This is a genomic window from Empedobacter sp. UBA7611 (assembly GCF_002484365.1).
Classification (GTDB): Bacteria; Bacteroidota; Bacteroidia; order Flavobacteriales; family Weeksellaceae; genus Empedobacter; species Empedobacter falsenii_B.
The window spans coordinates 1-23,139 of the sequence record NZ_DLJR01000052.1 but is presented as its reverse complement, the minus strand read 5'-3'; the positions used below and the strand labels follow the sequence as shown (position 1 = coordinate 23,139).

The window sequence follows — 23,139 nt, the reverse complement described above, 5'->3', positions numbered from 1 at the left end:
ATTAGTTTTCTGAACCCGCGTCCATTTTTGATACAAATTGGAGATGAAAATATTTTGATTGATTGTGGTTTCGGAACTGAAGTAGATTGTGAACCTATCATTCTAAAAAAATTACGCGAATATAATATTAATCCAAATCAAATTACGAAAGTATTGATTTCGCATTTACATAAAGATCATATCAACGGAATTGGAAATTGGGTAGGGGATCAGTTTGTATGTAACTTTCCTGAAGCAAAAATTTATATTCAACAACGCGAGTATGATTATGCGGTTGTTCAAACAAATAATTCTTATAACTATGATCGTTTAGAAAAGTTGAAATCATTCAAAAATATTGTATGGATGAATGATGATAGTGGAAATATAACGGATAATATCAAATTCGAAGTAACAGGAGGACACGTTCCGTTTCAACAAGTTTTTTGGATCAAAGAAAATGATGAAATTGTATTTTATGGAGCTGATAATCTACCTCAATTAAATTATCTAAAATATCATGCCGCTTTCAAGAATGATGCAGATGGTGTAAAAGCGATGGAAGATCGTTTGCGTTGGGAAGTTGATGCGAAAACAGAACACTGGAAAATACTTTTCTATCACGGAAAAAGAACAGATATAAAACAATTTTAGAAGTTATATTATAAATGAAAAGCCTTGTAAATGCAAGGCTTTTTGTATTTGAATTATATTTCAGTTTAACTTCGAGTACCTTTGTTGATTTTAAAATTAATTGACATAAACTATGCTAAAACTCTTAAAAAGATATTAACGTTTTATGATTTGTTTTTTATGGATTTAATAAAAAGGTTTATTGAAAATACATTTATATAAAAAAATCCTCAACATGTGTTGAGGATTTCGTGTATAGTTTTTTACATTTTTTCTTCACTGTATTCACCAAGTAACGCATAATAGCCAAAGAGTGCCATTCCAATAACAATAATTGGTGTAAGGACAAATAGAATAATAATTCCGAATACTAAATCATCTTGAGAGCCTGATGATAATTTAGGAATTCCAAATTCCATGATACAAAAGTAGGCTAAAACAAGTGATAATGCGATCCAAACGATTCCTAATATTTTTTTAATTGCTTCCATTTTTAATAGTTTTTTTAGTTAACATTTCTGTCTTTATTACTGATATAAATTGCTCCGATGATAAAACAAACAGCCGCAATTCCAATAGGATACCAAAGACCCTCTAAGTAAAACTGTGGATCTCCGTTGTTTTTGGCATTTGTTACCAAATAAGTAGAAACAGCAGGTAAAAGACCTCCAAAAATTCCGTTTCCTACGTGGTAAGGCAAAGACATCGATGTATATCTAATTTTAACAGGGAACATTTCTACTAAGAACGCAGCAATTGGACCATAAACCATTGTGATAAAAATAATTTGAATCCAAATTAATCCAACTAATTTCCATTTATCACCACTATTAATATGTGTCGATTTTTTTACAATTTCACTTACTTTTCCATCTACAATTTTTGCTTGACCATTTTCTAAATGAAGCGTTGTAACTTGTTTATAAGTCGTGCCATCTGTAAATGATTTTTGAATTGTATAAATAGAATCAGATTTTTCGTCAACATTTTTGATTTCAGCTTTTTCAATTGTTTGTGCTGCAATTACTTCTTTATTTTCAAGATTTGTTGTTTGATACATTGATTCGTAAATTGGTCGATACGAGAATACAGCGACAATCATTCCGATTAACATCACCCATTTTCGACCAACTTTATCACTCAGCCATCCAAAGAACACAAAGAAAGGTGTACCAAATAATAAAGCAATTCCTAACAAAGAATCTACTTGATCAGATTCTACATTCATCACCGTTTTCATGTAACTCATCGAGTAAAACTGACCTGTATACCACACAACTCCTTGTCCCATCACAGCTCCAAAAAGTGCTAATAAAACGAATTTCATATTGTAACGATTCCCGAAAGATTCTTTCAAAGGATTTTTAGAAGTTGTTCCTTCATCTTTTGCTTTTTTGAAAGCTGGCGATTCGTCCATATTTTTACGAATCAAATATGAAACGTAAACCATTAAGATTGATAAGATAAATGGAACTCGCCATCCCCAAAGGTCAAACTGCTCTTCTGATAATAATGTTTTCGTTAATAAAATAACCAATAACGAAACAAATAAACCAACTGTTGCAGTGGTTTGTATCCAAGAAGTCCAATATCCTCTTTCTCCGTCTGGTGCGTGTTCTGCTACGTATGTTGCAGCACCTCCATATTCGCCTCCAAGTGCTAAACCTTGTAATAAACGTAAGATTAATACTAATAAAGGTGCGATAAAACCAATTGATTCGTAAGATGGAATACATCCTATTAAAAAAGTTGCTCCTCCCATTAATACTAAAGTTGCCATAAATGTATATTTACGACCAATAATATCTCCTAATCGACCAAAGAATAACGCGCCAAATGGACGTACAACAAATCCAGCAGCAAATGTTGCTAATGTTGATAAAAAGGCAGCTGTAGGATTGTCAGCAGGGAAAAATTTAGTAGAAATTACAACAGCTAAACTTCCAAAAATAAAGAAGTCATACCATTCAATTAGCGTTCCCATCGAGGAAGCACCAATCACTTTCCAGATTGTTTTTTTGTTAGCAGTTTCGCTCATAAATAATGTGTTTTTGTGTTAATTCTTGTGTGTTTTTTTATAATAATATCATTGCTTGTATTGTTATCATGTCGTCCATGTGTTTTGGTTGATCGAAAGATTTTTGATATTCTACAGAAATTTTAGCATTCTGACCATCAATGTACCAGTTTCCACCTAATTTTAATTCGTTTGCAGGTTTCACTAAACCTTTGAAATCTCTGTAAGAATACCCTACATACGGCTGAATTCTATTGCGGAATTTCCCTTCGCCTTCTTTGAGGTTTTTAGGTAGTAAATACCCAACATGTCCAGAAAATTGGTTTCCATCTCCTACAACATTACCTTGTACATAATTTTCGCCCATGTCCGAATTTTGATATTTCGCATAAGCTGTCATCGAAGATGATTTTCCAATTGGAGCATCGTAGAACGCATCAATAGCAAGATGAGTTACATTTTCTCCAATCAAATTATCATTTTCTTTTTTGACAATCGCATTGCTTTGATTAAAAAATCCTGCTCCGATATTGAATACTTTTTTAGTTCCTAAATAGGTTCCAACGCGATAAGGTAAAGCATTCGATTCTTGATCTAAGAATTGATAATCAAAATAACCTGAAACTGCATATTTACCTTCTCCAAGTATCGCTTTTCCCAAATATTTTTCTTGTCCGTTTTGTAAAACTGTCGAAGAGTTTCCGTCCAAAGTATTCGTAATAGCATCACTTAATGCTAAACGATAATTTAGTTTTCCAATTCGCCCTTTAGCAAACATTCCCAAATGATTTGAAAATTGATCAGACAAACCAAGTGTTGACCAGTCAGCTCTGTTATTATCTAAGGTCAACATATTGATAGAACCTTGACCATTTCCACGAGAAATTCCACCAAAATTGTGAACTCCAGCACCAATTGCTAAATTGTTTGTTACCTTATATTGTAAAAACATTTCATGCAAGAAAAACGATACATCTGTACTTTTTCCCATCGGAGAAAGATTATTATCATAGATTCCATTTGCACCAAAATGTGTTAAAATCATGAATCGATCATTGATTTGTGAATAAGCAAGAACGCGCGCTCGTTTGATAGAAAATCCATCATTGGCGTGTTTTCCTTCGTAATCCTGAAACCAAGTTTGTCCCCAAAGAATAAATCGGACATATTTACTTCCTTCTGGATTTAATTTAACAACCAAACCGCCATCATATTCAGAAGCGTATTGAGCCTTCAATTCCGTGGCTCCAAAAGTGGATAGTAGAGCAAGTGCGACAAAAATTTTTTTCATTTTTTAATAAATGGTGTTAGTTGTACATTATTTGTGATTTTGTATTGACTTAATTAATAGACTTAAGTTTGTCTAAAATAATGTATTGAATAATAATAATGCTTTTTTTGATAAAGAATTTCTTTTTTATTTTATTAGTGTAAATAATACGCTAATATTTTTTTTAATTTCTTAAAAAAATGTCAAGAAAAGTTTTAAGTTGATAATCTGAGTTGGATTTATTTCAGAAAATTTATCAAAAAAAGATGCAATAATAGTCTTATTATTTATTAAATCAAGAAATAATTATTGACTAATTGATAATGAATGGAAGTAATTTATTCTAAAAGATTAAGATTTAATAAAATATAATCTGCGATTATTTATTCTGATTAGAATATTATAAGTAGAAAGCATAAAAAAGGTTTCGATTTTGTTCGAAACCTTTTTTCTAATCTATCTTAATTCCAAGATAATCTAACAATGCGATACAATTCTCTTTAGAAAATTGCGCACCTTTTAATTGATTATCATTCGGATTTATCGTGAAGTTATAAGCCGTTTTGAAGTAGGCTTGCTTTAAATTGGTCTGATAGAAAATGGTGTGAGCCAAATTACAATTCATAAAATAAGCTTGACTAAGATCTGCGAAAGAAAATTCTACATTTTGTAAAGAACAATTGCTAAACTTTGTCTTTTTTAGCGGTAATTCATAAAAAGATGAGTCGTTTAACGTACAATTTTCAAATGAAATGCTTAACCCAAATTTGTTCGAATTTTCGAGATTAAAACCTATCATTTTACAATTCATAAACTCAACTTGCTGAAAGCTTGTGTTTTCTAAAGTTACATTACTCAAATTACATTCGATAAATTGACATTGAATAAATTTGATATCGCTTAAATCTAATCCATTCAAATCACAATTTATAAACTCGCAATTCTCGTATTCACCAGATATATTTTGATTTTCTGAGAAATTAATTTGTTCAAATTTTTCTTCGAAATGATAATCCATAAGTTATTTTTTTACGATTAAGTTTCTTAAGGCTAACCAGAAAATCATCACAATCATGTCAATATAAATAGTAACTTTTAGTTGATCGATTTGCGAACAAAGATTTTTTCCTGTTACAGTAGAAATACAAGTGTCAACTCCGTCGGTTTCATATTTTATACTAACCATAGTGTTAATAATCATGTAAAAAACAATTGGAATAATAAGAATAATTATCGCTAAAATAATGTTGTAATATCGTTTTGAGATCATAATTAATCTTCGAATGTAACTTCTATTTCTTGTCCAAATTGTAAGATATAACCATTGTTGTCGTAGATTGCAAATTCGCGCATATCCCATTCAAAGGTCTCAATTTCATAAACAACTTCGCAATCATCTTTTACTTGATTCCACAACTCGTCTACATTGTCTACAACAAAATAAAAAGAACCTGTGAAATTAGCTCGTTCAAAATCTGCTCCTTCATTTGGATAAGCCAACATAATTTCTACATCGTCTTTTTGCAAGCAAGCCCAAATCCAATCTTCATTTTGATCAGCAATTTTAAATCCTAATTTTTTATAGAATTTTGTTGTTTTTTGTAAATCTTTCGTCCAAATTATTGGGCGCAAACTTTTAAAAGCCATGTTATATTATTTTGGATAAAATTACTTCAATTTTTCTTAACTCTCAATTCCATTTTAAATGATAATTATGTTATTTATTCATATTATTATTTCGAAAGTTTATCCCATAAAAAAACTCCTATCAAATAGGAGTTTTATTTTCTAAATCAAAACTGATTTACGGATTATATTTTTTGTTCAACGCTTTCAAGATTGCCCAAGTTTCAGCATCTACAACTCCATCGTATTTTTCTGGACGGAAATGCATCTGAAATGCCACAATCGCATTCTTAGTTTGCGAATCTATCATTCCGTTTGTAGGAACGTTGTACCCATATTTCTTAAGATCAGTTTGCACTTGAGTGATAAAAACTGAACTTGTTGTATCCCAAGGATATTGTTGCATAAACACATACTTGTCTGTATCATCGTACCACGCACCAACACCATAATCTGTGTATAATTTTTTCCAAGGGAAAAGTGGTCCTGGATCTGGCTTTCTACCTGGTGCAACATCCGCATGCCCAATTACATTAAAAGGAGAAATATTATAACGTTTTACAATATCTTGCGCTAATTCACCCACTTTTTTGATTTGATAATCTGGATAAGGCGTGTAATTTGGATAAGCATCCGTTCCTTTGTTTCCAAGATTCACAATTTCGATACCAATAGAAGAAAAATTTAGATTATCTAACCCTTTCCAGCTACTAACACCTGCATGCCACGCACGTTTTGTTTCGTCAACTAAAAGATTAATTGTTTTGTCATCATAATCATTTACCAAATAATGCGCACTTACATCTTTCTGAGTCAATACTTTTAACGATAACTCTGTGTTGATTGCAGTGTAGTGTAACACCAAAAATCGTACACGTTCATCTTGCGAAATAGATGGATAATAATCTGTTGTCACCTTGTACTTGTCGAGTTTTGCAGCTCGAGTCATTTCCGGTTGATCTGTTTTTGAATTGATAATGACTGTGTCACGAATTACTTTTGTAATTGTTTTTGGTGGAACTGTTTTAGTTGCACAACTAGCCAAAATAAAAAAACAAGAAATTGCCGAAAATACTAATCCTTTAAAATTCATTCTTTTAGTTCTAAATAGTCTTTTGAATAGCCAAAATTAAGCCAAATAATTTAATTTTTTTTCTAAAAAGACTTGTTTTGCAATAAAAGTCAATATATATTTGCAACCGCTTTATGAGACTAATCAGTCTTATTTTTAAAAGTTAGGAGAGGTGCCAGAGCGGTAATGGAGCAGATTGCTAATCTGTCATCGGGAAACCGATGCCAGGGTTCGAGTCCCTGTCTCTCCGCTTTTTTAAAGCTAGAAATAAAACACCACTCGGGGTGTAGCGTAGCCCGGTCATCGCGCCTGCTTTGGGAGCAGGAGGTCGCAGGTTCGAATCCTGCCACCCCGACGAATTTTAGTAATAGAATTTTGGATTGGTCCAGTAGCTCAGCTGGATAGAGCAACTGCCTTCTAAGCAGTAGGTCTCAGGTTCGAATCCTGACTGGATCACAATCTAAAGAAAACCCATACTGATTATCAGTGTGGGTTTTTTGTTTATTACTGCTTCAATACAATCAAATTTTAAGCAAAATTGTAAATCACTATTTTCGGTGAGATGCTTTCTGTAAAGTTTACTTATTTTTATTCAAATAAATTGTATGAATCAGCCTACCAAAATCAACATATCAAGAGTATTTTTAGGATTGACAATATTCTTCTTTCTATGCTTTATTGTTATGTATAATATTGATGGAACTGAAATAGCAAGAAATCAAAATTTTATGTTCGATTTTATAGCTATTACAGGGTTTGGGTCTTTTATTTTATGTCCACTTTTTTCAGTAATATCCATTATTTTTAACTATAAAAATAGGATATTATATCTTGTATTACTTTTAAGTTTTATTCCTTTTTTTGGAATTTTAAAACTATTTGAAAGTGCTAATTTCGGAGGAAGTTTTTAGAACTTATACTAAATTTTCTCTCCCTTTTTCACTCAACTGCTTAAAGTTAATTGCAGGAATAGTTGGATTCAATTCAGATTTGAAATTGGTAACACTTGGCGTTTCAAAAAAATCTAATTCGTATAAACCATCTTCCACGAATTGACAATCATCAGTTAAAATATAGATTTTAGGAAAACTTGGTTTTCGTTCTATTTTTACTTTTTTGATGTTATTTTGATCCGTAAAAACTTCTCCTTTCTTTGTGTTCGCCATTGTTTCTTATTTAGAGAACAAATTTCTTAATAAAATTGAATATTTAAAAAATCAATCCGTAATATTCAAAATATTTCTACCTTCGTTACAAATAAAACCACGTGAAATATACAATTCTAGCAATACTTTTGTTTTTTGTTTTAGGATTAACAAGTTGTTTACCAACCAAAACAGTTTCCGAAACTAAAGTTGTGACTTCAGAAATTAGCGATTTGTCGGGTAAATGGAATATAAATGATGGAGGAGATTACATTATTTTTGAAGATGCAACCAAAAAGATGGTGATGAAAACGGCTTGCGGAATTATTACGGCTGATTATACCAAAATAAATCAAGCAATAATTTTTAATCATTTAAAACAAGTGAATTCTGATTGCGAAATTCCTCAAAATTTGATTCAAAATTTGCAAAAAACTGCATATTTTAAAGTAAAATCATCAAATCAAATTACTTTTTATGATGAAGCTCATCAAGAAAAGCTAACTTTGAAATTAATAAAGTAAATCGCCAAGAAAAATATATTATGCTTAGCATAATTTTTTATTAAATTTGTCTAAATTTCTAATGTTGAAGAAAATTTTAAGTTATCCGTTATCTATAATCTTTTATATTTTTTATGGATTAACGTTGTTGGTAATGCATGTTGTGCAATGGTTGTGTTACAATTTGGGAGGGTATGCTGCTCATCATAAAAGTGTAAAAGTGATGAATGGTCTTTTGGTTTTTTGGACAAGAATTTTAGGTACAACATATACCTATAAAGGACACGAAAATTTGATACAAAATGTACCATTGATTTTTGTGAGTAATCACCAAAGTATGTATGATATTTCTCCGTTGGAATATGATTTGGCTGATTATCATCCAAAGTTTATTTCGAAAATAGAATTAGGAAAAGGAATTCCGAGTGTATCGTATAATTTGACGCATGGAGGTTCTGCATTAATCGATCGTAAGAACGGAAAACAAGCAATAGAAGAAATAAAAAAATTAGCGCAATACATTCAGAAAAATAATTATTCAGCTATTATTTTTCCAGAAGGTACAAGAAGCAAAAATGGAGTACCAAAGGCTTTCAAAGAAAATGGATTGAAAGTTTTGACGAAATATGCTAAAGACGCTTATGTTGTTCCAGTTACGCTAAATAATACGTGGGAAATAGAAAAGTGGGGTAAATTCCCGATGTATTTGGGCGCGAAAGTAACAATACAATACCATAAACCCTTAAAAGTGAGTGACTATAAGTTTGATGAAATATTCGAGCTTACCGAAAAAACTGTAAAAAGTAGTATAACCGCATAAAATAATTATATGTCAATAAATAATGTTCGCCTGGAAGTAATGCAATTTCTTGAGAAAGATATTGATGCTTATATGGACAAATTCTTAGTTCCAGCCGATAAAATTTGGCAACCAACAGATTTTTTACCGAATTCTCAAACAGATTCTTTTTTTGACGAAATCAAAGAATTACAAGAGCTTTCGAAAGATTTGCCAGATGATTTCTGGATTACATTGATTGGTGATACCATTACCGAGGAAGCTTTGCCAACCTACGAATCTTGGTTGATGCAAATGGACGGTGTGGTAGATGAAGAAGGAAATTACCTAGAAAATGGTTGGGCAAAATGGATTCGCCATTGGACAGGAGAGGAAAATCGTCACGGTGATGTTTTGAATAAATTTTTGTATTTATCAGGACGTATCAATATGCGCGAGGTTGAAGTAACAACGCAACATTTGATAAATGACGGTTTCGACATTGGAACAGCACACGATCCTTACAAAAACTTTGTTTACACAAGTTTTCAAGAATTAGCAACTTATGTATCGCACAATAATGTATCAGCAATTGCAAAAAAATACGGAGCGAAAAAATTATCGCGTATGTGTAAAATTATTGCAGGAGATGAAATGCGTCACCATTTAGCTTACACAGAGTTCGTTCGTCGTATCTTCGAAGCTGATCCTTCTGAAATGATGTTAGCTGTTCAACATATGTTCAAACTTAAAATTGTAATGCCAGCGCATTTCTTAAGAGCTTCTGGTGAAGAAAGAGGAACTTTGTTTGATGCGTTTTCAGATGCAGCGCAACGCATTGGTGTGTACACAGCGTTTGATTACATCGATATTATGCGAAAATTAATTGAAGCTTGGCAATTAGATAAAATCTCTGGATTGAATGCTGAGGCTGAAAAAGCAAGAGATTATATCATGAAATTCCCAGATAGAATGGATAGAATTTCGCAACGTATTGTAATTCCTGAAGTAGGACCACAATTCAAGTGGTTAGTTCCTGCGACAGCTAAATAGAAAATCAATTTTATTAAGATGTATATCAAGATTGTTTTACTTTTTCTATTTATAATTTCATGTTCAAATATTGATAGGTTAAATTATCCATCTAATATTAATGAAATTAAAGAAGTTATATTAGAAAGACCTGATAGTAATTCAAATGGAAAATTTTCAGAAATTAAACAATTAAATGACAATCAGATAAAACAACTTTTAGTTATTTTAAATAAAGCTAAACAAATAGATTCTAAAAATTTTGATGAAGATTTTCAAATTATTTTTTCAACAGAGTCTGGAACTAAAAGAATTATGGTAAGGGGTAATAAAATTAAAAATTTTGATAGTAATAAAGTTTATCAAATACCGAATGTAGATTATTTGAATAATTTTTGAAAATCACATATAATCAAAATCATATAAAAAGAGGCAATTCAAAATCGAATTGCCTCTTTTTATTTAGTAACTTTAACCAACAAACAAATTATAAACAACTACTTATGGACGATTTTATTGCTGCCAGAAGTCAAATGGCGATGTCGCTTGCCTTTCACATTGTTTTTTCGTGTGTTGGAATGGTGATGCCGTTTATGATGGCAATCGCTCACTACAAATACCTCAAAACTAAAAACGAAATTTACAAAGGGTTAACCAAAGCTTGGAGTAAGGGAGTTGCAATTTTATTTGCTACGGGAGCAGTTTCTGGTACAATGCTTTCGTTTGAGTTAGGATTATTGTTTCCTAAATTTATGGAACACGCTGGACCAATTTTCGGAATGCCATTTTCGTTAGAAGGAACAGCTTTTTTTATTGAAGCCATTGCTTTAGGTTTTTTCCTTTATGGTTGGGACAAATTCAATAAATGGTTTCATTGGATTTGTGGTGTAATTGTAGGGATTAGTGGTTTAGCTTCAGGGATTTTGGTTGTTGCTGCAAATGCTTGGATGAATTCTCCGTCAGGTTTCGATTTTATAAATGGCGAATATTTAAACATAGATCCTGTAAAAGCTATGTTCAACGATGCGTGGTTTTCACAAGCGTTGCACATGACAATTGCAGCTTTTTGTGCGACTGGATTTGCGGTTGCGGGTTTACATGCTTATCTTATTTTGAAAGGTAAGAATGTAAATTTTCATCGCGAAGCATTCAAAATTAGTTCTGTTTTAGCGATTACAGCAGCAATGTTAGCACCTTTGAGTGGTGATATTTCGGCGAAAGATGTAGCAAAACGTCAACCGATTAAATTGGCTGCGATGGAAGCGCATTTCAAAACAGAAGAAAGTGCTTCATTTGTTTTGGGTGGAATAGTGGACGAATCAAAAGAAGAGATTAAATATGCGATAAAAGTTCCGGGTGTATTGAGTTTCTTGGTTCATTCAGATTTCAAAACACCTGTAAAAGGTCTAGAAGAATTTCCGAAAGATGAATGGCCGCCTGTGGCAGTTGTACATTATGCTTTTCAGATTATGATAACATTCGGAATGTTGATGATGGGAATAGCTGTTATTTATTTGATTGCGCAATTTTTTAAGAAAGATTGGCGAACAAAACGCTGGTTTTATAAATTGTTTATGATTGCGACACCTTTCGGATACATCGCTTTAGAAGCAGGTTGGACGGTAACAGAAGTCGGTCGTCAACCGTGGATTATTTACGGAATTATGCGAACGGTAGATTCCATCACGCCAATGCCAGGAATACAATATTCGTTTTACATTTTCACGTTTGTATTCATTACATTGTCCATTATTTTAGTGTTCTTAATGAATCGACAAATACAAATGGTTGCGAAGCTTTACGATCCAGAAGATCCAAATTATAAACCAGAAAAACATTAAGTATGATTTACGTAGTAATAGCATTTTTGTGGGTTGCCATCTGTTTATATTTAATTTTAGGTGGAGCAGATTTCGGTGCTGGAATTGTCGAATTATTCTCTGAAAAGAGTTACAAAAAACGTACGCAGAAGATTATGTACAATTCGATTGGACCTATTTGGGAGGCAAATCACATGTGGTTAATCATTGTCATTGTTATTTTATTTGTTGGTTTTCCTAAGATGTATGCAGAAATCTCAAATTATTTGCACATCCCGTTAGTAATCATGTTATTGGGAATTATTGCAAGAGGAACATCGTTTACTTTCAGAAATTATGATGCAATCAATGATAAATGGCACAATCTGTACGATGTCATTTTTACCTATTCAAGTGTTGTGACGCCTTTGTTTTTGGGAATAATTGCAGGATCTATCGTTTCAGGAAGTATTGATGATAATGCATTTTCGTTTCAAGATGCATATATATTTTCGTGGCTAAGTTGGTTTAATTTTTCAGTTGGAATTTTTACTGTTGTGATTTGTGCTTTCTTGGCTTCGGTTTATTCAATTCAAACTGTTAAAAACGAAGAAGATAAAGTGATTTTAAGAAAACGTGCGAAGCTTTATACAGCTTTAATTTTTGTTGCTGGTGCATTGGTATTTGCAGTTTCACTTTGGAAAAACATTCCATTATTTAGTTGGATAACATCAGAAATTTACGGTTATATCGCAATTGCAATTGCTTCAATTTCGATTGTATTATTACTTTCAGCCTTAAATAAAGCGAAGGATTCTTTGTTGAAAGTTTATGCAGGAATAATTGTGATGATGATTTTGTTTGCAGCATCATATTCGCATTTTCCGAATTTGGTATTATTCAAAGATGGTTCAACATTATCTTTATTGACAGATTATGGCGCAATGAGTACAATAAATATGTTAGCTTGGGCATTATTACTCGGCTCGATATTTATTTTACCATTTCTATTTTACTTAATTTATTCATTTAATCAGAAGCAAAAAATATAAATACTCGTTCCAAATTTGATTACAAACATACTTGTTTGTAATTAACCGAGCCTTTAGGAAAGGACAAGTGAATTTGGTAAATACAATAATCTGTTTAAATCTTCAGAACAAGGATGATAGAGAAGAGCCTTATTTCAATTCGAAATAAGGCTCTTTTATTTTAATTATGTTTTGCTTGCCATTCTGCAATTTCTTGCTCATTCAGCAAACAAGAATTTAATTCTTGTGTAACTTTTTCTTTATCCAAACCTTGTCCAATAAAAACAAGTTCTATCATTCGATCTCCCCATTCTTTCGACCATTTTGCGTCAATCGTTTTTTGGTTGAATTGGTATGCTGCAAACTGAATTCTTTCCTCATACGGCATCGAGCACCACCAAGCTCCTGCAGGATCAATTCGGATACTACCACCAGCTTGACTCAAGAAAATTGCTTCATCAGGACGATTTGCTAACCAAAATAAACCTTTTGAACGGTAAATCGTTACAGGAAAATTATCATTCAAATACGTTAAAAAACGTTCTGCATGAAACGGAATTTTTTGTCTGTAAACAAAAGAAGTCATTCCATATTTTTCTTCCAAATGATCGTGGTGTTCGTGCGTACAATGTTCGCCGCATTCGTGATCATGGTCGTGATGATGATGTTCCTCTTTTTCTTGCTCTTCTAATAATTTTACCCAAGCATCCATGTCCTGAATTTTTTCGAAATCGAATAGATTGGTATTCAAAATTTCAGTTAATTCAACGTGAGAAAAACTTGCAGGAATTATTTTAGCAGAAGGATTTAATTTAGTCACAAACGCTTCAATATTCATCAACGTTTCTTCTTCAACCAAATCCATTTTATTTAGAATAATCACATTCGAAAATTCAATTTGATCAATTAAAAGATTCACAATCGGACGATTATCTTCTCTGTTTTCTGTAAAACCACGATCAAAAACATCTTCATCAGTTCCTAAGTTTTTGAAGAAATTATAAGCGTCAACTACTGTTACCAACGTGTCTAAACGTGCAACTTTTGGCAAATCAATTTTACCATCTGGCGAAACAAAATCCAATGACTGCGCAATAGGACCTGGATCAGAAATACCAGAACTTTCGATAACCAAATAATCATATTTCCCTGATTGTGCCAACTTCTCGATTTCTACGATCAAATCTTCTCGTAATTCACAACAAACGCAACCGTTGCTCAATTCAACTAATTTTTCATCCGTTTGAATTAAATCATTTTCGCGAGAAACCATTTGGGCATCAATATTTACTGCGCCCATATCGTTCACGATAACTGCTACTTTTAGTCCTTTTTTGTTGTGTAATATATGATTAAGAAGTGTCGTTTTTCCGCTTCCAAGAAATCCAGAAAGTACCGTTACAGGTAGTCTATTTTTCATAATTTATGCTTAAAAATATGCTACAAAGTTACGTTTTTATCACGCAAATTTTTGCGTAGAATCATCTATAAATTTTATAATGTTCTGTTAAGAATTTAATAATAAATCACTGTTAGAAAGATTTCTTTTATTTTTGTTCAAAATCAAATAAAATAATGTTTGTTTATAGTGTTATCACGTCAATAATTATTTCAATCGTACTTGAAATTTACCTGTATTTTAATTTTAAAAAATTCATTCAAAATAAGTATATTCTTTTAGGGAATATGCTTTTGTGGTTACTTGTTTTGGGTAATTTTGGATATAATCTAATCTTTTTTGATCGTAATGTTGGTCAAACACAAACGACAATGTGGGCAACAGGTTTGTTTATGTTGTTTGGTTTTCCTCGAATTATTCTGGTTCTATTTTTCTTGGTTCAAGATATTTTTAGAGGATTTGGGTGGTTATTTAATCGCGCAACAAATCATTCAACAAAAGAAGATTCTTATTTACCTTCTCGTCGAAAATTTGTAATGATTTCTGGATTAACAGTAGCTTCAATACCTTTTTTTAGTTTGATTTATGGAATGACTTTAGGAAAATATAATTTCAAGGTAATCAAGAAAAAATTGGCATATCAACGTTTACCAAAATCGTTTGATGGTTTCAAGATTTTACATATAACGGATATTCATTCGGGAAGTTTGGACAATCGTGAGAAAATAGAATATGCAGTGGATTTAATTAATCAACAAGAGTTTGATATACTATTGTTTACGGGTGATATTGTGAATAATTTTCATTGGGAAATGGACAAATGGCACGATGTTTTTTCTAAAATAAAACAAGCGCCGCACGGAAATTTTGCAGTGCTAGGAAATCATGATTATGGAGAATATTCGGATTGGAAAACGGAGGAAGAAAAGCAAGATAATTTTGAGAAAATTAAAGCGATTTTCCCTAAGATTGGAATGAAATTATTATTGAATGAAAACCGATTTATTACAAAGAATGGTGAAAAAATTGCGTTGATTGGCGTTCAGAATTGGGGAACACGATTTAAGAAATTAGGTGATATTGATGCAGCTTCGAATTATGTAAATACAGAAGATTTTAAAATTGTGATGTCTCATGATCCTTCGCATTGGAATGAGATATTGAAAAATCATCCGAAACATTTTGACTTGACTTTGTCTGGACATACGCATGGAATGCAATTAGGAATTGAAGTTCCGAAAATTGGTTTGCGTTGGAGTCCTGCGCAATATGTGTATCCGCAATGGGCAGGTTTTTATGATTTTGAAGGAAAGATTATCAATGTAAATCGCGGATTTGGTTATCATTTTTACCCAGGAAGAGTAGGTGTTTGGCCAGAAATAACATTAATAGAGTTGAAATCAGTATAAAATATTAGGAAAAAGCAACCAAAAATTTTGATTGCTTTTTTGATGTATATCAATTCTGAAAATAGATTTTTATCGGATTATTGTCATAAAAAAAGAAATAATATGAATGAAGAATTAATTCCTTTACAGGTTGTAAAAAATGAATCAGCTTTTCGTTTTGAGCTGAATGTAGACGGATACATCGCTTTTATAGATTATAAAGAAGAAGATGATATTATCAAATTGATTCATACCGAAGTTCCTGAAGAATTAGGAGGAAGAGGCGTTGCAGCTGCTTTGGTAGAAAAAACATTGGTTTATTTGGAGGAACATAAAAATCCTTTGTTTCCGTATTGTCCTTATGTGTATGCCTACATCAAAAAGCATCCGGAATGGAAACGAATTGTTCATCCTAAATTCCCAAAATATAATGAATTGTAATCGGTTAACGAATGAGATTATAATAAGAAATGCGACCTGTATAGGGTCGCATTTCTTATTATATTTTTGAAAAGCAATTTTAAGCTTTGTGATGATCATCATCGTGTGTATATGTTTGCTCAATTGCGACGTGTCCTTCCCATTTGTCTACAGCAACTGTAGATAAGGCGTTCCCAAGTACATTTGTCATCGAACGAGCCATATCACAGAAATGGTCAATAGGTAAAATCAACGCAATTCCTTCTGGTGGAATTCCAAACATCGAACAAGTTGCAACCACTACAATTAATGAAGCTCTTGGTACACCTGCAACACCTTTTGATGTAAGCATTAAGACTAATAACATCAAAATTTGTTTTTCGATTGGCATGTGAATTCCATAAACTTGTGCGATGAATAGCGATGCAAATGTCATGTACATCATCGATCCATCTAAATTGAAGGAGTATCCGAGCGGTAAAGTAAATGAAATAATTTTCTTTTGAGCTCCAAATTTTTCTAATTCTTCTACTAATTTTGGGAATACAGCTTCTGATGAAGTTGTAGAGAAAGCGATTAATAATGGTGCTTTGATGTGTCTTAATAAATCAATTACTCGTTTTCCTAAGATGAAATATCCAACTAAAATTAAAACAATCCAAAGAAGTAAAATACCAATTATAAAGGCGATTAAGTATTTAAGATAAAGTAAGAATATTCCGAATCCATATGTTGCAATAGCAGCAGCAATTGTTCCTAAAACTCCTAATGGAGCAGTCCACATCACGTATCCAACCATGATTAAGACGATATGTGAAATTTTGTCTAACGCTTTTGTAATTATTTCTCCTTCTTTTCCGTAAGCTGAAAGGGCAACACCAAAGAAAATAGAGAAAACAACGATTTGTAAGATTTCATTCGTTGCAAACGATTCGAAAACAGATTTAGGAATCATATGCGTAATGAAATGTTCTAGTGTAAGAGAAGCTTGACCTTTTAATAAATCTTGAGCAGAACTTGCATCGATCTCAATATTCAATCCTTCTCCAGGTTTCATTATATTGATAACAATAGCACCAATCACCAAAGAAGTAAGTGAAGCTGTGATAAACCACCCCATTGCACGTCCACCAACACGTCCAACCATTTTCATATCGCCCATTTTAGCAATACCAACTACTAAAGTTGAGAAAACTAAAGGTGCAATAATCATCTGAATAAGACGAATAAAAACAGTACCAAGAAGTTTTATGTTAGTCGAAAATGTTTTAATAAATTCTGGCGAGGTATTATAATGTACATATCCTCCAAGCGCAACCCCGATAAGAAGGGCAATAATAATAGCTATAAAAAGTTTATTGTTTTTCATTATGCGATTTTAAACTTTTCCAAAACTACTATTTTTTAGCAAATTATTAAGAATATAAATTGATTTGTACACCAAATTAAATATAAAACCCTTTGTATGTAGTGTTTACAAAGGGTTTTCTTTATAGTGTATTGAGTACTATTCTGGTTGTTTGAACGGAATTTCTTGATTTAAAATCTCTTCGATTAATGTTGACATTGGTGCGGTAGAATTTTCGACAATCGAATAATCGATGGTTGTATTTTTATCAACCGAAAGTTTAATCAATTCTTTATTTGGAAATTTGATTGGATAAATACACAATTCAATGTTTTTATTTAGATTTTCTTTATCCGCATAAAATAAATGAGCGTAGAAAATTAATTGCAATTGTTTCGCTTTATCTTCTTTTTGGTAAACGGTTTCTATTTCTTCGGTTTTCACCGAAATATCTTTTGCATAACCAGTTTTGTAATCAATAATTCGGATTTGATTATTGACAGAATCAATTCGGTCAATTACACCTTTTAGCTTTACAATTTTGCCATTTGTTAGTGCAAAATCAACTTCGTGCTTGCTTTCCAAAGCTCGAATTACAAATTCATTTTCCTTTGCTGTAGTCGTATCTTTAGACAAAACGCCATCCACAATTCGTTCTGCAATTTTATAAATCAAATAATTTGGACCTTTGTCCAAATGCCCATCTTTATATTCTTTGCTGAAATGTTCTTGTAAGGTTTTGTCTTTTATTTTTTCGATATTTTTGAAATCATTTTCATGCAAAATATGTCCAATATAAGGCGTGTACAAATCTTCCAAAGCACCGTGAACAATGTTTCCTAATGTTCTTGCACTTACAATTTCTTCGGCTTCTTCGACTTCATTTACATTAAAAATGCGTTGCTCATAAAAATCTAATGGATTGCGTAAATATGTCGAAAGTGAAGAAGGTGAAATTCCATATTCAGCCCAATTTTGAAGTTTAGCCATTGTTTCGTCAGTTTTAGGAACAATGATTTCTTTCAAAGGTTTTGTAACAAAACTTGGTGCAGCAAAAGTTTCTTTCACTTCGTGATTACTTTCAAATTTGATTTGAGCCAAAAAGCGAGATTTTTCTCCAGAACCCATTCCGTCAGCTTCGGTATCGTACACGAAATAAGCGTTTTTCGCACGCTGAATCAAACGATAAAAGTGATATGCATAAATCGAATCATTTTCGGTAAATGTATTCAATTTCATTTGTTTGCGAATATCGTACGGAATAAATGTATTGTTTTGTCGTCCCAAAGGCAAAATTTCGTCATTCACAGAAGTCATGATGATATTATCGAAATTCAATAAACGAGTTTCCAACAATCCCATCAATTGTAAACCTTTCAAAGGCTCTCCAATAAAGGAAATTGTCTCAGAAGATACGATTTTGTTGTATAATAAAAATAAGGTTCTATAATCTTTGATATCATCAACACTTAACAAATTTTCATGTAATTGATTGAAAACTTTTTTGAAAAAGAACAAATATTCTTTTGTCAACAAATCGTTCATCGAAGGATGATGCAGTAATTCGTCTGTCCAATTTTTTAGATGATGAATAAATTCAGTGATACTTTTTGGAATATGAAAAATAGATTTAAAGATTGATTCTCTTAAGGCATTTTGAATCGAATTTTGAGAATTAAATATTCTATTTTGTAAACGAATATCACCGATTAATCTTCGACTTTCTTCTGTGCTAAAAAGAGATAATGTTTTATTTTCAAGAATTTGTAAGACATTTTTGAAATAAAACATGGTTCCTTTTCCTAACTTCTCCCGATTCATTTGCAACTCAAAAATTGATTTGAAAAATTGCGCTAACGGAACAGAACGTAACGGAATTCCCATCGAAATGTTGAGATGTGTGATATTTTCGGGCAACGAATTGAGAATTGCTGGTAAAATAGATTCATCAGCCAAAATCAACGCGGTATTTTTTATCTCATCTTCGTTGAGATTTCTAATTAAATCTGCAATATATTTTGCTTGTCCAACTTGTTTTGCAACACCAATTGTCTGTAAATTTTTTGGTCTCGAAAATTCATCAACCACCCAATTGATAGGTTTTATTTTTTCTTTGTATTTTCTTAGAAAAGAACCAGCTTCTTGATTCGGATTTTCGTAATAATATTTATCTGCATCCCAATATAAAGTGGCTAATTTTTCTTTTTCTAATCGAAAAATTAGTGCTTGTTCTGCTTTTGTCAAGGCATTAAAACCAGCAAAAACATAATGTGAAGTTCTGTTTTCGACAATCTCTTCAACCTTTTCACTTGCGATTCTAAAAACCATCCCAGCATAACCTTCTTTCGAATCCAACAGATCTTGTTGTAATTGAAAATATAATTTTGAAACAATTCCCCAAAACGTTAAGTGATTTTGAATGATTTCATTTTTCCCAATCTCAATTTTTCCATCTCCCCATTGACTAATTCGTTCTACCGAAATCAAATAGTCTAAAACTTTATGCGCAGGTTGCAAAGAAGCATCGATATCATCGAAATCTTTCAAAACAGTTGGTCCCCATTTGATAAAATCTTCGAAAGAATCAGGCTTGTCAACGATTTTTTTATAGGCTTGATACGCTTTGAACCATAGATTAATTCCAGAAATAATTTCTAAACCAGAAAGTTCGCTCATCAATTCTTCGATACTTTTCATTTGTGGAAGAATGATATTTTGCGCTTGACGCTGAAATTCTTGTTTGAAGAATAACATTGGACGTTTTCCTGGTAAAACTAAAGTGGTGTTGATAAAGTTTTTTTGATTTTGGACTAAATCTTTTACAACATTTTCTATGAATTGAGCCATTTTGAAATTTTCTTTCGTTGAGTTGTTGTAAAAGTAAGGATTTTGAGAGACAATTCGTGGCGTTGAATTATTTTACTTCTTGAACTTTTTCTTGAAATAATTTTTCAAAAGTTTCAGTGATTTTATCCTCAGACATTTTTGTAGCAACAAAATATAATATGAATCCAAAAAATAACATCGGAATAGAAATTAAAGGTAAAAAATTATGAATTCCATTAGTAATAATTTGAAAAAGTGAGATTATAAAAAATAAAGTCACAATACTTATCCAAACAATGAAAAATATTGAAACAAAAGAGTTTAATTCTAAATTGTAAACAATAGTGGTTTTATTGTCGTTGGTATTGAAATGACCAATAATTTGAGGATTAAAACTATTTCGTCCGCTAATCGTTTTCATCAAATTGAAATGATCTTTATAAACTATCCCTTCAAATTCATATTTACTTTTAGAAAAACGAATTCTTTTTTCTTCTGTATTATCATTCAGTATTTTAAAAACTTCTTGATCAGAAAGATTTGTCGTTATTTGATATGTTTTATTTTTGAAAAGCATAAGTTAAATATATAAAAAAGCGACTAAATATTTTTAGTCGCTAATATAATATTGAAAAAAAGAAATTCTTACTTAATCACTCCTAATTTTTTACCAACTTTTGTAAAAGCAGCAATTGTATGATCTAATTGCTCTTTTGTATGTGCAGCAGATAATTGTACACGAATACGTGCTTTATCACGAGGAACAACTGGGAAAAAGAATCCAATGACATAAACACCTTCATCTAATAATTTATCTGCCATTACTTGAGATAATTTTGCATCATACAGCATAACAGGTACAATTGCAGCATCACCTTCTGGAATATCAAAACCAGCAGCAACCATTTCTTTGCGGAAATATTCAGCATTCCACATTACTTTATCGCGTAAAGTTGTATCTTTTTCTAACATTTCTAACACTTGTAAAGCAGCACCAACAATTCCTGGAGCCAAAGAGTTAGAGAATAAATATGGACGAGATTTTTGACGCAACATTTCGATGACTTCTTTTTTACCAGAAGTAAATCCACCCATTGCACCACCTAAAGCTTTACCTAAAGTGGATGTAATAATGTCTACACGTCCCATTACTTCGTTGTGTTCATGTGTTCCGCGTCCAGTTTTTCCAATAAAACCAGTTGCGTGAGAATCATCAACCATCACCAAAGCATCATATTTATCAGCTAAATCACAAACCCCTTTTAAGTCTGCAACGATACCATCCATAGAGAAAACTCCGTCTGTTACAATAATTTTGAAACGATGATTTTTTTCTGAAGCAGCAATCAATTGAGCCTCCAAATCAGCGATATTATTGTTTTTATAACGATAACGAGCAGCTTTACATAAACGAACACCATCAATAATAGAAGCATGGTTTAATTCATCCGAAATAATAGCATCTTCTTCTGTAAAAAAAGGCTCAAAAACACCACCATTTGCGTCAAAAGCAGCAGCATATAAAATCGTGTCTTCCATTCCTAAGAAATTAGCGATTTTTTTCTCTAATTGTTTGTGTACATCTTGCGTTCCGCAGATAAAACGAACCGAAGACATTCCGTATCCGCGTTCATCTAACATTTTTTGAGAAGCTGAGATAACGTCTTCATTATCAGATAATCCTAAATAGTTGTTCGCACAAAAATTAAGTAATGTTTTACCATTTTCTAATGTAATTTCTGCACTTTGAGGAGAAGCAATGATACGTTCTTTTTTGAATAATCCTTGTTCTTCTAAATCATTCAATTGCGTTTGTAAGTAGTTTTGAAATTTATCGCTATACATAATAAATCACTTTTTGTTTTGATATGTTTCATACAAATATAAATTTTTACGGTCATATTTTTCGTACTTTTGTAAGACATAAAAAATAATAAACAGTGTTTCTAATCATCATATTTAGTTTTCAGTTCTATTTCTTAGCAAAATTTTTCAAAAAGGATAAATTAAAAACGGTTTTATCAGCAGTAGGATTATATATAGCTGGTGAAATTGCTTTTTCTTTTGTATTTGTTTTATTGTTTGCTTCAGGAATTATTGATATAGGTGTAAATTTTAATAGTTCATCTATGGATAATTTGATGGAAAATAGCCTTAAAATGAATAAATTTTTGGCAGAAAATTATGTGTCAATTGCTGTACAAGTCTTCTTATACATTGGAATCGGAATGTTTTATTACAATTCATTAAAACGTAAATGGACATTGCAAATGTTAGAAGGCGAAATTGATAAACGTAAAGATGAAATTCTACAAAATTTAGAAGTTAATCAAAAAATAAATCCAATAAAATTGGACGTTTATCCGCATTTTCATACGGTTAATGAGAAAAATATTCATTTGGTTCAACCTTTGGCAAATGCGATTTGGAACGAATGTTACAAAGATTTATTATCCCAAGATCAAATCAATTATATGATTGATATGATGTATAATAATGACAAAGTAAACGAAGGAATTGCAAATGGAGACGTTTGGGAAATCCTGAAAATAGATAATGTTCCGTCTGGTTATTTACATTACAAATTAGATGAAAATAATACTGTTTTCTTATCTAAAATTTACTTAAAAGAGTCTAATCAAACCAAAGGAATTGGACAATTGATGCTGAATAGAGTTGTAGATTATGCGAGAGAAAAAGGCGCAAAAGCTGTTCATTTAACAGTAAATAAACACAATGCGAAAGCAATTCGTTTTTACGAGAAAAATGGTTTTAAGAATATGGAATCAAAAACATTTGACATCGGAAATGGATACATCATGGATGATTATATTTATCAAAAGAATTTAAATTAACCCGTTGTGCATTTTAAA

23 protein-coding genes and 3 tRNA genes are annotated in these 23,139 nt (G+C 31.7%); 13 read left to right on the top strand and 13 right to left on the bottom strand.

The window, feature by feature from the left end; all coding sequences use genetic code 11:
• Positions 1-633: MBL fold metallo-hydrolase (locus B3R94_RS09310; RefSeq protein ID WP_291100290.1), on the top strand; the 633-nt coding region annotated here is incomplete at its 5' end.
• Between the two features lie 242 nt (positions 634-875).
• Here the strand turns inward: B3R94_RS09310 and B3R94_RS09305 are convergent.
• From B3R94_RS09305 to B3R94_RS09275, 7 genes are all read right to left on the bottom strand, one after another.
• Positions 876-1,103, bottom strand: coding sequence for a DUF6814 family protein (locus B3R94_RS09305; RefSeq protein WP_291100287.1), 228 nt, complete (start codon positions 1,101-1,103; stop codon positions 876-878).
• 14 nt (positions 1,104-1,117) lie between these two features.
• Complete coding sequence (locus tag B3R94_RS09300) at positions 1,118-2,650, bottom strand: MFS transporter (RefSeq protein ID WP_180906341.1); 1,533 nt, start codon at positions 2,648-2,650, stop codon at positions 1,118-1,120.
• A 37-nt stretch (positions 2,651-2,687) separates the two neighbouring features.
• Positions 2,688-3,920 carry a hypothetical protein gene (locus B3R94_RS09295; RefSeq protein WP_291100284.1) on the bottom strand — a complete coding sequence of 411 codons (1,233 nt, stop codon included), beginning with the start codon at positions 3,918-3,920 and terminating at the stop codon, positions 2,688-2,690.
• Positions 3,921-4,350: 430 nt separating this feature from the next.
• On the bottom strand, positions 4,351-4,917 hold the full coding sequence (locus B3R94_RS09290) for a pentapeptide repeat-containing protein (RefSeq protein ID WP_291100281.1): 567 nt from the start codon (positions 4,915-4,917) through the stop codon (positions 4,351-4,353).
• A 3-nt stretch (positions 4,918-4,920) separates the two neighbouring features.
• A complete protein-coding gene (locus tag B3R94_RS09285) occupies positions 4,921-5,169 on the bottom strand; it encodes a hypothetical protein (protein ID WP_180906344.1) in 249 nt (82 codons plus the stop codon).
• A gap of 2 nt (positions 5,170-5,171) precedes the next feature.
• The gene (locus B3R94_RS09280) at positions 5,172-5,546 is read right to left on the bottom strand and encodes a VOC family protein (RefSeq protein WP_038333665.1); all 375 of its coding nucleotides are present in this window, start codon (positions 5,544-5,546) and stop codon (positions 5,172-5,174) included.
• Positions 5,547-5,703: 157 nt separating this feature from the next.
• Positions 5,704-6,618, bottom strand: coding sequence for an N-acetylmuramoyl-L-alanine amidase (locus B3R94_RS09275; RefSeq protein WP_038333666.1), 915 nt, complete (start codon positions 6,616-6,618; stop codon positions 5,704-5,706).
• Between the two features lie 145 nt (positions 6,619-6,763).
• On the opposite strand from B3R94_RS09275, the gene B3R94_RS09270 reads away from it, so the two are divergent.
• From B3R94_RS09270 to B3R94_RS09260, 3 genes are all read left to right on the top strand, one after another.
• Positions 6,764-6,847 (top strand) — tRNA-Ser (locus B3R94_RS09270).
• 30 nt (positions 6,848-6,877) lie between these two features.
• Positions 6,878-6,952: transfer RNA gene (locus tag B3R94_RS09265), tRNA-Pro, on the top strand.
• A gap of 27 nt (positions 6,953-6,979) precedes the next feature.
• Positions 6,980-7,053, top strand: a tRNA-Arg gene (locus B3R94_RS09260).
• Between the two features lie 458 nt (positions 7,054-7,511).
• Here the strand turns inward: B3R94_RS09260 and B3R94_RS09255 are convergent.
• Positions 7,512-7,763, bottom strand: a complete 252-nt coding sequence (locus tag B3R94_RS09255; RefSeq protein WP_114999959.1) for a hypothetical protein — start codon at positions 7,761-7,763, stop codon at positions 7,512-7,514.
• Between the two features lie 101 nt (positions 7,764-7,864).
• Between B3R94_RS09255 and B3R94_RS09250 the strand changes: the two genes are divergently transcribed.
• The 6 genes from B3R94_RS09250 to B3R94_RS09225 all read left to right on the top strand — a co-directional run bounded on the left by B3R94_RS09250 (position 7,865) and on the right by B3R94_RS09225 (position 12,906).
• Positions 7,865-8,266 (top strand): hypothetical protein, encoded by a 402-nt coding sequence (locus B3R94_RS09250; RefSeq protein ID WP_291100276.1) that lies wholly within the window; start codon positions 7,865-7,867, stop codon positions 8,264-8,266.
• Between the two features lie 64 nt (positions 8,267-8,330).
• Positions 8,331-9,065 carry a lysophospholipid acyltransferase family protein gene (locus tag B3R94_RS09245; RefSeq protein WP_180906357.1) on the top strand — a complete coding sequence of 245 codons (735 nt, stop codon included), beginning with the start codon at positions 8,331-8,333 and terminating at the stop codon, positions 9,063-9,065.
• A gap of 9 nt (positions 9,066-9,074) precedes the next feature.
• Positions 9,075-10,076: an acyl-ACP desaturase gene (locus tag B3R94_RS09240; RefSeq protein ID WP_125350395.1), complete on the top strand. Its 1,002-nt coding sequence runs from the start codon at positions 9,075-9,077 to the stop codon at positions 10,074-10,076.
• Positions 10,077-10,094: 18 nt separating this feature from the next.
• The gene (locus tag B3R94_RS09235) at positions 10,095-10,454 is read left to right on the top strand and encodes a hypothetical protein (RefSeq protein WP_125350396.1); all 360 of its coding nucleotides are present in this window, start codon (positions 10,095-10,097) and stop codon (positions 10,452-10,454) included.
• A 104-nt stretch (positions 10,455-10,558) separates the two neighbouring features.
• On the top strand, positions 10,559-11,896 hold the full coding sequence (locus tag B3R94_RS09230) for a cytochrome ubiquinol oxidase subunit I (RefSeq protein WP_114999963.1): 1,338 nt from the start codon (positions 10,559-10,561) through the stop codon (positions 11,894-11,896).
• Positions 11,897-11,898: 2 nt separating this feature from the next.
• Positions 11,899-12,906 carry a cytochrome d ubiquinol oxidase subunit II gene (locus B3R94_RS09225; protein ID WP_114999965.1) on the top strand — a complete coding sequence of 336 codons (1,008 nt, stop codon included), beginning with the start codon at positions 11,899-11,901 and terminating at the stop codon, positions 12,904-12,906.
• A gap of 160 nt (positions 12,907-13,066) precedes the next feature.
• Here the strand turns inward: B3R94_RS09225 and B3R94_RS09220 are convergent, their stop codons facing one another.
• Positions 13,067-14,305 carry a GTP-binding protein gene (locus B3R94_RS09220; protein ID WP_291100271.1) on the bottom strand — a complete coding sequence of 413 codons (1,239 nt, stop codon included), beginning with the start codon at positions 14,303-14,305 and terminating at the stop codon, positions 13,067-13,069.
• 266 nt (positions 14,306-14,571) lie between these two features.
• Between B3R94_RS09220 and B3R94_RS09215 the strand changes: the two genes are divergently transcribed.
• Entirely contained in the window at positions 14,572-15,693 is a 1,122-nt protein-coding gene (locus B3R94_RS09215; protein WP_311394711.1) for a metallophosphoesterase, read from the top strand.
• A 102-nt stretch (positions 15,694-15,795) separates the two neighbouring features.
• Positions 15,796-16,113, top strand: a complete 318-nt coding sequence (locus B3R94_RS09210; RefSeq protein WP_219034187.1) for a GNAT family N-acetyltransferase — start codon at positions 15,796-15,798, stop codon at positions 16,111-16,113.
• A gap of 79 nt (positions 16,114-16,192) precedes the next feature.
• Here B3R94_RS09210 and B3R94_RS09205 read toward each other — a convergent pair whose 3' ends face one another.
• The 4 genes from B3R94_RS09205 to kbl form a co-directional block, all read right to left on the bottom strand.
• Complete coding sequence (locus B3R94_RS09205; RefSeq protein ID WP_291100263.1) at positions 16,193-17,461, bottom strand: dicarboxylate/amino acid:cation symporter; 1,269 nt, start codon at positions 17,459-17,461, stop codon at positions 16,193-16,195.
• Between the two features lie 138 nt (positions 17,462-17,599).
• Positions 17,600-20,287, bottom strand: a complete 2,688-nt coding sequence (locus tag B3R94_RS09200; RefSeq protein WP_291100261.1) for a PD-(D/E)XK nuclease family protein — start codon at positions 20,285-20,287, stop codon at positions 17,600-17,602.
• Between the two features lie 67 nt (positions 20,288-20,354).
• Positions 20,355-20,843: a hypothetical protein gene (locus B3R94_RS09195; protein ID WP_221855776.1), complete on the bottom strand. Its 489-nt coding sequence runs from the start codon at positions 20,841-20,843 to the stop codon at positions 20,355-20,357.
• Between the two features lie 68 nt (positions 20,844-20,911).
• Positions 20,912-22,111 (bottom strand): glycine C-acetyltransferase, encoded by a 1,200-nt coding sequence (gene kbl / locus B3R94_RS09190; RefSeq protein ID WP_291100258.1) that lies wholly within the window; start codon positions 22,109-22,111, stop codon positions 20,912-20,914.
• 95 nt (positions 22,112-22,206) lie between these two features.
• Between kbl and B3R94_RS09185 the strand changes: the two genes are divergently transcribed.
• Positions 22,207-23,121, top strand: coding sequence for a GNAT family N-acetyltransferase (locus tag B3R94_RS09185; protein WP_291100255.1), 915 nt, complete (start codon positions 22,207-22,209; stop codon positions 23,119-23,121).
• The last annotated feature ends 18 nt before the right edge of the window (positions 23,122-23,139 follow it).